This is a genomic window from Synechococcus sp. R50.1 (genome assembly GCF_047462115.1).
Classification (GTDB): domain Bacteria; phylum Cyanobacteriota; class Cyanobacteriia; order Thermostichales; family Thermostichaceae; genus Thermostichus.
The window spans coordinates 20,568-33,670 of the sequence record NZ_JANSIN010000029.1; the positions used below are offsets into that span (position 1 = coordinate 20,568).

Sequence of the window (13,103 nt, forward strand, 5' to 3'; positions counted from 1 at the left end):
TTCGCGCAACTTTGATAACGTCTGATAACGTCACGTGAACCATCCGAGCATGAATCGCATTTGCATTCTTGGGGGCGGCTTTGGCGGGTTGTACACAGCTTTGGAACTGAGCCGGCAACCCTGGCCAGAACCACCCCAGATCACCTTGGTCGATCGGCAGGAGCGGTTCGTCTTTGCCCCCCTGCTTTATGAGCTGCTCACCGGAGAAATGGAAGACTGGGAGGTGGCCCCCCGTTTTCAAGATCTGCTGCCCCTGGGATCGGTGCAGTTTCGCCGCGGATCTGTCCAGGCCATTGACCCTCAAGCCCGCCGCGTGGAGCTGGAAGATGGGCAAAGCTTGGAGTACGACGCGCTGGTGCTGGCGCTGGGGGGAGAAACCCCTCTGGAGAGCGTTCCGGGAGCGGCGGAGTTTGCTTTTCCCTTTCGCACCCTGGCAGATGCTCAGCGGCTGCGCGCCCACCTGAAGGCGTTGGAAGACCGGGATCCGGCTCAGCCTGTGGCTCTGGCCATTGCAGGAGCAGGGGCTAGTGGCGTGGAATTGGCCTGCAAATTGGCGGATCGGCTGGGCTGGCGGGGACGGATCCGCCTCATCGAGTTGGGATCCCAAATCTTGTCCGGCTTTGCTCTCTCCAGCCGGGAGGCGGCCCAAGAGGCGCTGGCCCAACGGCGGGTGCAGGTGGAGTTGCAAACCAAGGTCTTGGGCATCGAGGCCCTTGGCGAGAACGGCGCCCCTCCCTTCCGTCTGCAGCTCCAGCGACTGGAGAGCCAGGAGATTGCTACGGATCTTGTGGATGCTGTGCTGTGGACTGTCGGAACCCGACCGGCAGCGGTGATTGCCAATTTGGATCTGCCCAAAACGGAGCGGGGACGGCTACAGGTTTTGTCCACCCTACAAACCCCCACCTTCCCAGAGATCTTTGCCTTGGGAGATGCAGCAGCGGTGGTGGATGCGGAGGGCAAGCCGGTGCCGGCCACAGCCCAAGCGGCTTTTCAACAGGCCGGTTATTGCGCCTGGAACCTGTGGGCTTTGCTCACCCAGGAGCGGCCTCTCTTGCCCTTTCGCTACTTTTCTCTGGGGGAAATGCTCAGCCTGGGGGTGGATACGGCGGTGCTTTCTGCCCTTGGCGGCCTCACCCTGACCGGCCCCCTGGGCTATTTGGCGCGGCGAACTGCCTATTTGGTGCGCCTGCCCACCCTAGAACACCAGCTCAAGGTGGGGTGGAATTGGATCACCCGCCCCCTCTGGCAAGGGCTGCTGGCCCGCTAGGATCCCTGTAACTGGCAAGAGCGCTCGTAGGCCGCTCGCACTGCCTGCATCAGGGCTCCCCGCACCCCCGCCTGCTCCAAGGCTTGGATCCCGGCAATGGTCGTCCCCCCTGGACTGGTGACCCGGTCTTTGAGAACGGCAGGGTGCAGATTTTCTTGCTGCAAGAGGGCAGCAGTACCCGCCAAGGTCTGCAGGGCCAACTGGGTAGCAATGGGACGCGGCAGCCCCACCTGTACCCCTCCGTCGATCAGCCCTTCCAGAATCACCGCCAGATACCCCGGCCCGGAACCCGAAAGTGCCGTCACCGCATCCATCTGGCTTTCGGCCACCGTCACCACCTCGCCCACCGCGCGAAACAGCTTCTCCACCTGCTCCACCTGCATAGGCGTCACCCCTGGCCCGTAGCTGATGGCCGTTATGCCCGCCCCCACCAGCGCCGGCGTGTTGGGCATCGTGCGCACCACCTTTTGTTTGGGAAAAGCCTGCTGCAACTGCTGCAAGGGGATCCCGGCCATAATCGAGATCACCAGCTCTGTGGCGGACAGCCGGCCCATCTCAGCCACCACTGTCGGGAAGAGCTGCGGTTTAACGGCCAGAAACAGAATCTCAGACTCTCCCGCCTGGGATGGATCCGCCAACAATCGGATACCCAGCTCCTGCTGCAGGGCCACAGCCTTATCCAGATCAGGCTCCCGCAAGGCCACCTGCGCTGCGGGATAAACTCCCACAGCTACCCAACGCCGCAGCAGGGCGGATCCCATGGCTCCACCCCCGATAACACTTAGCAGTGGCCGCTCCATAGCAACTAGTGCTGACCTACTGCCTGCAGATGCTCATAGGTGCTGGGCCAGAGGGGGGTAGGGCTTTGCAAAGGGCGCTGCAGCGGCTGCACCACTTGGCTACTGGGGGTGGAAACCATCACCGTGCTGGGGGTGAACAAAAAAATGTTCTCTCCGATGCGCTCTTGGTGGCCATCGATGGCGTAGGTGCCGCCGGCAACGAAATCCACAGAGCGCTGCGCCTCAGCGGGATCCATTAGGGTCAAGTTCATGATCACCGTCTTGCGCTCCCGTAGGTACTGGATAACCTGAGCCATCTCATCGAAGCTGCGCGGCTCCATCACCACCACTTCACTGGTGGGTGGGTTTACGCCCGGTAATCCAATCACGTTGCTCCCCATACTGCCCCCTGCTGAGCGATCCCGATGCTGACTGCGCCGATGGCCCCGCGACTCTTCTCGACCGGCAGAGCCCTCCCCCGCTTCCACTCCCCGTTGCCGCCGCCCTCGCGGAAGGGTACTCACTTCCTCCTCTTCGGGGGGAGCAGCCGGTTGGGAACGGCGTCCCTCGTAGAGCAGTTGGTAATCATCCTGCCCTTCCATTTCAGAGTACTCCTCCAGGCCGTCCACGGGATCATTCAGACCCACAAAATCTCTTACCCTGCTCCAGATTCCATTGACATTCATATGCACATCCTCACTACAGGTCATGGGTTTACGGCGAGCGCAGGATTCAGGCTCTTGATTGGATCCTGAGTGGCTCACTCAAGCTAGGGGGCGTCCTTTTATTCTCGGTCAAAGTCTTTCAATAGGCTGAGACAGGGTTTGCTCAGAAAGCTGCCGAAGCGAGTGGGGGCTAACGCAGGTTAACAAAACCCCATTGATTCGACGACTAGAGTTTACCCAGAAGAAGTGAAGATGTCATCTCACTTGCCAAGCCGTTGTTTGGCAGGATTGAACTCTGCTCCCCGTCTGGATTGAGCCCACGTTAACGGAAGTAACGCAAATGATTACAAATTTCCCCAAAATTTCCCCAATAGGGCAAATCCTGGGCGGGATCCCCCCGCTTTTGATCGAGCCAAGCCAAACTCTCGCCCCGAAGGTACCCCGCAGGGCGACTGGGGAGTTGCACGGCTTTACACAAAATTTAATCACAATTTAACGGCTTCACAGAGGTCACATCTATTCCTGCTCGGCGTCGGCAAACAAAGCGCGCCCCAGCCGGATCAAGTTAGAGCCTGCTGCCACCGCCAGGAGGTAATCGTCGGACATGCCCATGGAGAGGGTGTGCACCTGCAGATGTTCATAGCCGCTGCGCTGGATGTAATCGGCCAGTTCGGCCAGCTTGCGAAACAGGTCTAGGGCCGCCTCTGAGCTCAAGCCCAAAGGCAAAATGGTCATCAGGCCCACAATTTGCACCTGCAGCAGTTGGTTCAGTTCGGGGAGGCTCTGCAACAGATCGGGGATGAGCCAGCCGAACTTATTGGGATCCGGAGCCAATTTAACCTGCAGGCAAAGCTTGGGGGTGAGGTGCAGCTCCCAAGCCTTTTGGTTGATCAGCTTGGCCAGGCGCAAGCTATCGACGCTGTCAATCCAGGCAAATTGCTTGAGGGCCGGTTTGACTTTGTTGGTCTGCAGATGCCCGATCAAGTGCCAGACGATATCGGTCAGATCTTGCAGTTGCCCTTGTTTGACGGCGGCCTCTTGCACTCGACTCTCCCCAAAGTGGCGGATCCCGGCCCGATAGGCGGCGCGGATGTGGTCGGCACTGTAGCCTTTGCTCACTGCCATGATCTCCACATGGTCTGGGATCTGGGCTCGGATGGCCTGAATGCGGCTGTGGATGAGCTGCTCGTCAAGGGGCATCGTCAGGTCAGCAGGCCGGGGATCTCTATCCCCATTCTCGTTCCAATTGGCAACAATGCTCTGGGATAGATTTTTGCAGAACCCAGAGCCAACGGGCTGTCCGCTACCGCTGCCAGGGATCCGGTCGGGAGATGATCACGCGGGTGCCGGGCGCCAGTTTGCGCGCGTAGTCCAACTGCACCACTTCTGGGTTTTGCTTCAGGGCTTCCCCCTGGAGGCGAATGGCTTGGGCTTCTCCTTCTGCCAGGATCACCAATCGTTGTTTTTCCAGCTCTGCTTTTTCCACGAGGAAGCGTTCCCGCTCTTTCTCTTGCTCGGCAATTTGCTTTTGCTCGATGGCCGTTTGGAATTGGTCGGAGAAGCGGACATTGCGCAGCAGCACGTTTTGCAAGATCAGGTCATTCTCAGCAAAAATGCTGGAGAGCTGCCGCTCCACATTTTCCTGGATCTGCTCGCGTTCTTCCGAGAAAACGGCGATGGCGCGGTGCAAAGCCAGTTCATTGCGCACCACCGTCCGCACCTCTGGGCGAATCACTTTGTCCACGTAGGAAGGGCCAATGGTCTGGTGCAGGTGGGCCACTTGGTCGGGATCCAAGCGAAAGCGCACCGAGACATCGAGGGAGATCTGCTGGCCGTCGGCGCTGAGCACTTTCAACGCATCATCCCCCTGGTTTTCGGAGCGTTGAGAGGCCATGGTGTAGGTTTGGGTGCGCACGTCGTAGAAGATAGGCGTTTCCACCAGCGGCAGCAGGAGGTGCAGCCCTTCTCCCAGCGGCTGCGGCTTCAGCCCCGTCAGGGAGTTGAACACCACGGCCCGTGTGCCGGCAGGCACCACCACCAAGCACTGCAGCAAGGTGGCCAAGAGGATCAGCAGCAATGCCCCACCCACCAAGGGAATCCAGGACAAAGCGGGAAGTTCAAAAGCAGGACGACGGGGGTGGGCCGATTTCACAGGTGTGTTACCCAAAAACCTAAAGAACTCGAACAGGTGCCCCGGGGATGGCCGGCCAAGCTCTTCTTGAGCTTAACCCAAGGCCGCAGCCAAGATCTGATAGGCCAGTTTGGCGACCGTGAAGGCGCTGCGGCGATCGGTTTCCCGTTCTCCCGTGACCGACAGCTCGACCACATCGGCGCCGATGATTTGCCGTTGCTGTCCTAGTGCCAGAATCAGCTCCACCGTCTCCCACCAGCCCAAGCCGCCGGGTTCGGGGGTACCGGTGGCCGGCACAACAGCGGGATCCAGCCCATCCACATCCACCGTCAGGTAAACCTGGGGGCCCAAGGTGGCAATCACCTCTGGGATCCACTCCTGGGCCGGCTTGGTGTGCAGGCTGTGGGCAAAAAAGGTGTGCAGACGGCGCTCGCGAATGGTCTGGCGGTCTTCGGCGCAGATGGAGCGGATCCCCACTTGGGTGAGGCGGCTGCCCACTTGCTCCACCACGCGGGCCATAGCAGAAGCATGGGAATAGCGGGATCCCTCGTAGCTATCTCTCAGGTCGCAGTGGGCATCGATTTGCAGGACGTGCAGCTCCGGATAATGGGGCAGGTGGGCAGCAATCAGCGGCCCGCTGATGGAGTGCTCCCCACCGATGGAAAGCAGGAACCGCCCCGGTCTCACCCACTCGGCAGCGCGACGCTGGATTTCGGCCATAGCCAGCTCCTGGGCGGAAGATCCCAGACCTTCCAACTCCACCGGGGGGGCCGTCCAGTAGCGGGAGATCTCTTCCGAGAAGTCGGGGTGAAGAGCTGGCTGGCGATCCCGTACCTCGTCGTAGATCTCCACATAGGCAGAAGCCTGCAACAGCGCCTGAGGGCCTTTGGCGGTGCCTTTGCCATAGGAGGTGGTGGCCTCGTAGGGGACGGGCAGGAGAATTGCTTGGGCCATCTCCGGATCCGGCTCAGGCAGGCCCAGGAAGGGGAAGGGAGAGCGATACATGATGGCTTGCAAGAAGGGATCCCTATTCTATTGAATCTATTGAAGAATTGTGGTGAGCCAAAAGGACTGGGATGATGGGGTAAAGAGGGATCCCTTGTGGGATTGAGGCAAACCCTCTAGACTGAGCAAAGGCTTCCCCAAGCCCAGTTTTAGCAGCCATTTGTTTTCACTCCTCTTAGACTGCCTTTCCACAAGCTGACGAGCCTATGACCACTGCCTCTCACGCTGCTCTTTTCGACGCTCTGGCCCAACGTCGGGCCCTCAAGATCATCAGCGGTCTACAAAACTTCGACCTGCAGTCGGTTCTGAGCATCACCCGCGCCGCCCAACAGGGAGGGGCCACTTGGGTGGATATCGCTGCCAGCCCCGAATTGGTGCAGCGGGTACGCGCCCAGATCGATCTGCCCATCTGTGTGTCGGCGGTGGAGCCGCAGCAGTTGGCCGCAGCCGTACAGGCAGGAGCAGACATGGCCGAGATCGGCAATTACGACAGCTTCTACCCTTCAGGCCGCATCTTCTCCGCAGCGGAAGTCCTAGACCTTACCCGCCGAACCCGCTCTCTTCTGCCCCGCACGCTCTTGTCGGTAACCGTTCCCCACACTCTGCCTCTGAATCAACAGGCAGAATTGGCCGAGAAACTGGAGGATCTGGGAGCCGATCTCATCCAAACCGAGGGCAGCACCAGTGCCGAGCCGGTTCACGGGGGATCCCTGGGCCTGATCGAGAAGGCTGCCCCCACCTTGGCCGCCGCCTATGAAATTAGCCGTGTCGTCTCGGTACCGGTTATCTGCGCTTCCGGCCTCTCGACGGTAACAGTGCGCTTGGCCATTGCTGCCGGCGCTTCAGGTGTAGGGGTGGGCAAAGCTGTCAGCCGGCTCCAGGATGAAGTGGCCATGGTGGCTCAAGTGCGGGCATTGGTGGAGGCCTTGGGAGGATCTCGGATCCCTGCCCTTGTCTAGGTCGATGTCTGACCGGTAAAAGTTGACCCTCTTGCGCCAGCGTGCGCTGGTGCATTTTTTTTAGATTTTCTTGGACAAGCAGGGAATAAGTAGGTAAGTAGGGCAGCTGAGGGTTGAGATCAGCCGCTAGAAGTTTTGCTGCTCACAAGTGCTTCACTTTCTTCCGCGTAGAGGTGGCATACCCGGCAATATCCAATTTGCGGCGGTTGCTACACTTGTCGTCCTTGCCTTCCCAGACCAATTCCGTCCGCAGCCGTCGCCCCAGTCATGTTCTGCAAAGATTCCAAGTCCTGAGCCGCATTGGGCAGACATGGTTGACAATGCGAGGGATCCCTTTTTGAACTGTCCATGAGCTGGCAACGCCCAGATAATCGCACCGCTGCTCAATTGCGCCCGGTTTCTTTTGAGCGCCACTTTACCCGCTATGCCCCTGGCTCGGTGTTGGTCAAGTTCGGCCATACCCATGTCCTTTGCACCGCCAGTGTGGCCGAAGAAGTTCCCCCTTTTCTGCAGAACACCGGCCAAGGCTGGCTGACGGCTGAGTACCGCATGTTGCCCGGAGCCACGCAACAACGACAGCCGCGGGAAATGTTGAAACTATCGGGCCGTACTGCCGAGATTCAACGGCTCATCGGGCGCAGTCTGCGCGCCGCCTTGGATTTTCGCAAGCTGGGATCCCGTACCATCACCGTCGATGCCGATGTGCTGCAGGCCGATGGCGGAACGCGCACCGCCGCGATCACAGGGGGCTATGTGGCTCTGCACGACGCCATCACTTGGCTGTACAAACAGGGGGCGCTGGATCCGGCCCAGGGATCCCCGCTGCGGCAGCAGGTGGCGGCCCTTTCAGTAGGAATTGTGCAGGGAGAGGTACTTGTGGATCTGTGCTATGTGGAAGACAGCCAAGCCGAGGTGGACATGAACATTGTTATGAACGAGCAGGGATCCTTCATCGAGATCCAGGGCACTGCCGAAGCCGCCTGCTTCAGTCGCCCGCAACTGTTGCAAATGTTGGAGATGGCCCAAGCCGGGATCCAAGAATTGCTACAAGCCCAACGGCAGGCTCTCAATTTAGAAAGATAGAGCCATAGCCGGACCCTAGCCTTGCAATGGTAATCCTTCAAGGCACTGCATATGGGATTGCATGGGTGTATATCCTGGTTGGCAAAGCGGTATTCCCTTGCTGTAAAGGAATGGCCGGGAAAGCTAAGATCAGCCAGTTGTTAAAATAAGTGAGCTCTCTGAAGCTCTCCTTTCGACGGTTTGAGCGTGTGGCTGAGGTGAATCGCTGCTCATTTGGCCTGAAGAAGTTGGCCCGGAGAACGCTGCATGTCCCGTTTTGTGTTCGGCTCGGAGGAACTTGCGCCACTGCTCAGGCAGCAAGGTTGGCGGTTTACCACTGGATATCTGCACATTCACCTCAAGGGACTGGATCCCTCTGAGGGTGCGGAACCCTGGGTGTTGACCTACTACCACGGCAGGCTGCTTTTTTCTGCCGATCAACCCCTCAACACGCAAATCCTGCTGAAACGACTCTCCCGCTTTATTCCTCGCCTCAACTTGGAATGGCCACAGCGGGCCATCTCGGTGGTACAAGAGCGCTTGATGAAAGACCATTCCTTACCTGAGCTGCTGGAGGCTATCACGCAATTGGGCCTGCTCAAGCCGGGGGAGCTGGAAGATGCCCTGTGGCTCAACCTGCTTACCGATTTCGACCGCCACCTATTCGAACGGGCAGGCACCTGTTACTTTGAGGTGCAGGAGCAGGTCGCCCAAGAGGCCCCCATTGGCGGGTTTGAGTTGGAGCCGCTGCTGCAAGAAGCCGCCCGGCGCCACGATCGCTGGGCAGATTTGAAGGTGGCGATCCCAACCCTGTTGGCGGTGCCGGTGGTCAATTGGGAACGGGTCAACCGCTACCGCATCACCGATGAGCAACGACAGAAGCTCCACACCCTCACCAAAGATGGCCAGTCGCTGGAAGCAATCGCCAAGAAGCTGTGCCGGGATCGGCTGGAGGTGGCCAATCTCTTTGCCTCCTGGGCGAAAAAAGGTTTGGTCAGCCTACAAACACCCCAAGAGCTGCTGCAGACCAAGCGCCACAACCCGATAACCATCTTGGCGGTGGACGACAGCGTGGTGATGCAGGAAATCCTACGGCAGTATTTGCCCAACTATCAGGTGATTACAACGGGCAACCCCGCCGAGGTGCTTCCTTTGTTGTTTCAGCATCGGCCCCACCTGTTGTTGATGGATATCGCCATGCCGGGGATCGATGGTCTAGAGCTTTGCCGCATTGTGCGCAGCTTAGAAGAGTTTAAGTCCCTTCCCATCCTGATGGTTACCGCTCGCGATGGTCTGCTGGCCCGCATCCGCGGCAAATGGTCGGGGGCAACCGCCTACTTGACCAAGCCCTTCAACGAAAGTCAGCTTAATGCAGAGGTGAAGCGGCTTCTGGCCCAACAGCCGCCTGCCCACAGACAAAATCCTCTGTCGGTTCAGGGAGGCAGAACAGGTCATCCTGCCCTGTTTCAGGGATCCCCCCGTTCCCTCGAGGATCAAGCCAAGGCGTAGTGTCCTTCTGAGTTGATCCCCGTCGCCATTGGCTTTCCTGTCAAAATCAACAAAGGTTTTATGTTAGATAAGAAGTCAACTCAAGAGACCATAACTTGTCTGAGCTGACTGCTAATGTCAATGGATTGATAGCTCATTAGGACATGCCCAAAAGAGAAAAATAGGTTGCCGGGGATTTCAGAAACAAGAGACGAAGTAAGCATCCCATACACTGAAAACTTATCCGATCAACCTTCCTCATTGTCATCACGACCGGCTACTTCAATCTCTCTCAGGAACTGGCTTTTCCCCGCTGGCATTAGAGGTCGTTTAAGCCTTAGAGAAGCCTCACAAGGCTTCTGGCAAAAGAGTCCATACTAAGGGTACCGACAAACAAGCCTTGAAGACATGAAATAAAGATCGAACAGGGTTCAGCAGGCACTTCTGAAGGCAAACCAGAAATATTAAACGCTGTCGTGGATCCCGGCAAGATCAATGAGAGGGAGAAATCAAGCAGAAATTGCTCAGGATCCATGGACAGGGATCCCAAGAATACGTAAAATCGAGTAAAGAATGTAAAGAAAACGCCACACTTCTCCAATTGGTCCCGATCCCCAAGGAGCATTATGCTGCGACTGGAACACATTAGCAAAATCTATCCCACCGGTGAGGTGCTCAAGGATGTGAACTGGGAAGTTAAGCCTGGGGATCGCGTCGGCCTAGTGGGAGTAAACGGGGCCGGAAAGACCACCCAGCTCAAGATTATCTGCGGGCAAGAAGAACCGACCAGCGGCGAGGTGATCCGCCCCGCCAACCTGCGCATCGCCTATCTCACCCAAGAATTTGGAGTGGATCCCGCCCGAACGGTGCGAGAAGAGTTCTGGACAGTCTTTCAAGAGGAAAACCGCATTCACCAAGAAATTGCCCAAATCACCCAACAGATGGAGCAGGCGGACGCGGACACGTTGGAAACCCTTTTGCGCCGTCTAGATCGTCTACAGCGCCAATTTGAGAGTTTACATGGCTATGAACTGGAGGCGCGTATTGAGAAAATCCTGCCGGAAACGGGGTTTGAGCCGGAGGACGGGGATCGGTTGGTGAGCGCCTTCAGCGGCGGCTGGCAGATGCGCATCAGCCTGGGGAAAATCCTGCTGCAAAAACCCGATTTGATGTTGCTAGACGAGCCGACCAACCACCTAGACTTGGAGACCATTGAGTGGCTGGAAAACTACCTCAAGAGCTTGACGATCCCCATGGTGATTGTTTCTCATGATCGAGAGTTTTTGGATCGGCTTTGCACCCAAATTGTGGAGACGGAGCGAGGAGTTTCTACGACATACTTGGGTAACTATTCTCAATACCTACTCCAAAAAGCTGAACGGCGAGAGGCACAACAAGCTGCCTACGAACGTCAGCAAAAGGAAATTGAAAGGCAACAAACCTTCATCGATCGCTTCCGGGCCAGTGCCACCCGCAGCACTCAGGCCAAAAGCCGCGAAAAACAACTGGAAAAGATCGAGCGGGTCGAAGCGCCCATTGGCGACGTGCGTACCCTCAAGTTTCGCTTTCCCCCTGCTCCCCGCAGTGGTCGCGAGGTGGTGAAGATCGAGAATTTGACGCACATTTATGGAGATAAGATTTTGTTTTTGGGTGCGGAGCTGTTGATCGAGCGTGGGGATCGCGTCGCCTTTCTGGGGCCCAATGGGGCAGGAAAATCCACCCTGCTGCGTCTTATCACCGGCCTAGAGCAACCTACCGAGGGATCTGTGAAATTGGGAGCACACAATGTGATCCCTGCCTACTTCGAGCAAAATCAAGCAGAGGCTTTGGATCTGAGCAAAACCGTCTTGGACACCATCCATGACGAAGTGCCCGACTGGAAAAACGAAGAAGTGCGCACGCTGTTGGGTCGCTTTTTGTTCAGCGGCGACGCCGTTTTTAAGAAAGTAGCGGCTTTGAGCGGGGGAGAAAAAGCCCGCTTGGCGTTGGCGAAAATGCTACTTCAGCCGGCCAACCTACTGATTTTGGATGAGCCCACCAACCACTTAGATATCCCGGCCAAAGAGATGCTGGAAGAAGCTTTACAGCATTACGATGGCACGGTGATCCTTGTTTCTCACGACCGCTACTTTATCTCAAAAGTGGCCAACAAGATTGTAGAGATTCGCAACGGAGAGTTGGTCGCCTACCAGGGCAACTATCACTACTATCTAGAAAAGATCGCTGAAGAGAAAGAGAAAGCCCGACAAGAGCGAATCGCTGCCGAAAAACGAGCCAAAGAGCGAGAAAAACAGAAAGCCAAAAAGGCAGCCGGCAAAACCTAAGGAGCCAAAGCAATGTTTACGGGTCTGGTTCGAAGTTTGGGCACAGCCCAGTTGATCAATTCTTCACAGCTACGGGTTACCTGTCCCCGGTTGCAACCTCAGTTGGCCTATGGAGATAGCGTGGCGGTGGACGGCCTTTGCCTGACGGTGGTGGAGATTCTGCCCGATGGATTTTTGGCCGATGTTTCGCCGGAAACCCTGCGGCGCTCGACTTGGGGCCAGGGATCCCTCGGCCCACGCACAGTCAACCTGGAACCGGCGCTACAAGTAGGAGACAGGCTGGGGGGGCATTTTGTCAGCGGCCATATCGATGGGGTGGGGCAACTGTGGGATCAAGCCGCCACCGGCAACGCCTGGGAGCTGAGCTTCAAGGTTCCTGAAGAGATCGGGCGTTACATCGTGCCCAAGGGCAGCGTGGCGGTGAATGGGGTGAGCTTGACCATTGCTGAGGTGCGCCAAGGGGGCTGCTGGTTCAAGGTGGCTGTGATCCCCCAAACCTACCGCGAGACCAACCTTTCTCAGCTCCAAGTTGGGGATCCCGTCAACATAGAGGCGGATATTTTGGGCAAGTATGTGGAAAAATTGCTGGGCTTGCTGCCCCCCGAGAGCAGCGTTTCTCTGGAGTTTCTGGCCGAGCATGGCTATATCTAGGTACCTTTCCCATGATCCACCCCGAGGAAGTTGAGCGCCTGCGCGGCGTAAATGTTTATCTCATTGGGATGATGGGCAGCGGCAAATCCACCGTGGGATCGGAGCTGGCAGCCCAGTTGCGCTTTCAATTTTTCGACACCGATGGTCTGGTGGAGCAGGTGGGGGGTTCTTCCATCGCTCAGATCTTCGCCGAGCATGGGGAAGCCTACTTCCGGGATCTGGAGACGCAGGTGTTGGCCCAGTTGAGCAGCTACACCCGGCTGGTGATCGCCACAGGCGGCGGCATTGTGTTGCGCCCCAAAAATTGGAGCTACTTGCACCATGGCCTCACCGTTTGGCTGGATGCGACCCCCGAGCTGATTTGGCAGCGGCTCAAGCGGGATCCCGGCCAACGCCCCCTGCTGCAAACCCCCGACCCCCAAGCTGCCCTGTACAAGCTGATGCAAGAGCGAGAGCCGTTCTACGCCCAAGCCGATGTGCGGGTGCCCATCCGGTCAGAAACTAGCCCGCCCCAGTTGGTTGAACAGATCTGGCAAGCCATTCGCGCCCGCTTGCGAGATGGGATCCCCTCCTAGCCACCTCGCGCCCAACACAAAAAGGGATCCCATGAGGGATCCCTGAACTCTTTAGTTTTTGATTTTTGATTACTCAAGATTCGCCGGGAGCGGATCCCTGACGAGACCAGAACGGCTTCCTTTAGAGCGCATTGCCGCGGGGGAGGACTTCTTCAGGGAACTCAAAGCGCTCATGGGGCTGGTCCTGCGGCGCCATC

The 13,103-nt window shown here is 57.7% G+C and carries 12 protein-coding genes and 1 pseudogene; 7 read left to right on the plus strand and 6 right to left on the minus strand.

The features are described 5' to 3' along the window. Positions 1–49 precede the first annotated feature (49 nt). Complete coding sequence (locus NW870_RS08670; RefSeq protein WP_414374880.1) at positions 50–1,267, plus strand: NAD(P)/FAD-dependent oxidoreductase; 1,218 nt, start codon at positions 50–52, stop codon at positions 1,265–1,267. On the opposite strand, the gene proC is transcribed toward NW870_RS08670, so the two are convergent. The 5 genes from proC to speB all read right to left on the minus strand — a co-directional run bounded on the left by proC (position 1,264) and on the right by speB (position 5,859). Continuing rightward, entirely contained in the window at positions 1,264–2,067 is an 804-nt protein-coding gene (gene proC, locus NW870_RS08675; RefSeq protein ID WP_011433348.1) for a pyrroline-5-carboxylate reductase, read from the minus strand. The two genes, NW870_RS08670 and proC, sit on opposite strands and share 4 nt — an antisense overlap. 5 nt (positions 2,068–2,072) lie before the next feature. Further along, positions 2,073–2,648 carry a cell division protein SepF gene (locus NW870_RS08680; RefSeq protein WP_011433347.1) on the minus strand — a complete coding sequence of 192 codons (576 nt, stop codon included), beginning with the start codon at positions 2,646–2,648 and terminating at the stop codon, positions 2,073–2,075. A gap of 579 nt (positions 2,649–3,227) precedes the next feature. Continuing rightward, the gene (locus NW870_RS08685) at positions 3,228–3,911 is read right to left on the minus strand and encodes a YggS family pyridoxal phosphate-dependent enzyme (protein WP_414374881.1); all 684 of its coding nucleotides are present in this window, start codon (positions 3,909–3,911) and stop codon (positions 3,228–3,230) included. 103 nt (positions 3,912–4,014) lie between these two features. Next, positions 4,015–4,878 (minus strand): prohibitin family protein, encoded by an 864-nt coding sequence (locus tag NW870_RS08690; RefSeq protein ID WP_414374883.1) that lies wholly within the window; start codon positions 4,876–4,878, stop codon positions 4,015–4,017. 57 nt (positions 4,879–4,935) lie between these two features. Beyond that, on the minus strand, positions 4,936–5,859 hold the full coding sequence (gene speB / locus NW870_RS08695) for an agmatinase (RefSeq protein ID WP_414374885.1): 924 nt from the start codon (positions 5,857–5,859) through the stop codon (positions 4,936–4,938). A 194-nt stretch (positions 5,860–6,053) separates the two neighbouring features. On the opposite strand from speB, the gene NW870_RS08700 reads away from it, so the two are divergent. From NW870_RS08700 to NW870_RS08725, 6 genes are all read left to right on the plus strand, one after another. After that, on the plus strand, positions 6,054–6,806 hold the full coding sequence (locus NW870_RS08700; protein WP_011433343.1) for a DUF561 domain-containing protein: 753 nt from the start codon (positions 6,054–6,056) through the stop codon (positions 6,804–6,806). 348 nt (positions 6,807–7,154) lie between these two features. After that, complete coding sequence (gene rph, locus NW870_RS08705) at positions 7,155–7,889, plus strand: ribonuclease PH (RefSeq protein WP_414358226.1); 735 nt, start codon at positions 7,155–7,157, stop codon at positions 7,887–7,889. Positions 7,890–8,135: 246 nt separating this feature from the next. Then, the gene (locus tag NW870_RS08710) at positions 8,136–9,377 is read left to right on the plus strand and encodes a response regulator (protein WP_414374887.1); all 1,242 of its coding nucleotides are present in this window, start codon (positions 8,136–8,138) and stop codon (positions 9,375–9,377) included. A 605-nt stretch (positions 9,378–9,982) separates the two neighbouring features. Beyond that, the gene (locus NW870_RS08715; RefSeq protein ID WP_011433339.1) at positions 9,983–11,680 is read left to right on the plus strand and encodes an ATP-binding cassette domain-containing protein; all 1,698 of its coding nucleotides are present in this window, start codon (positions 9,983–9,985) and stop codon (positions 11,678–11,680) included. A 12-nt stretch (positions 11,681–11,692) separates the two neighbouring features. Then, on the plus strand, positions 11,693–12,331 hold the full coding sequence (locus tag NW870_RS08720; RefSeq protein ID WP_414374889.1) for a riboflavin synthase: 639 nt from the start codon (positions 11,693–11,695) through the stop codon (positions 12,329–12,331). An 11-nt stretch (positions 12,332–12,342) separates the two neighbouring features. Next, complete coding sequence (locus NW870_RS08725) at positions 12,343–12,906, plus strand: shikimate kinase (RefSeq protein ID WP_414374890.1); 564 nt, start codon at positions 12,343–12,345, stop codon at positions 12,904–12,906. A gap of 121 nt (positions 12,907–13,027) precedes the next feature. On the opposite strand, the pseudogene NW870_RS08730 reads toward NW870_RS08725, so the two are convergent. Next, positions 13,028–13,103: pseudogene (locus NW870_RS08730) on the minus strand (photosystem II protein D2); the annotation flags it as partial.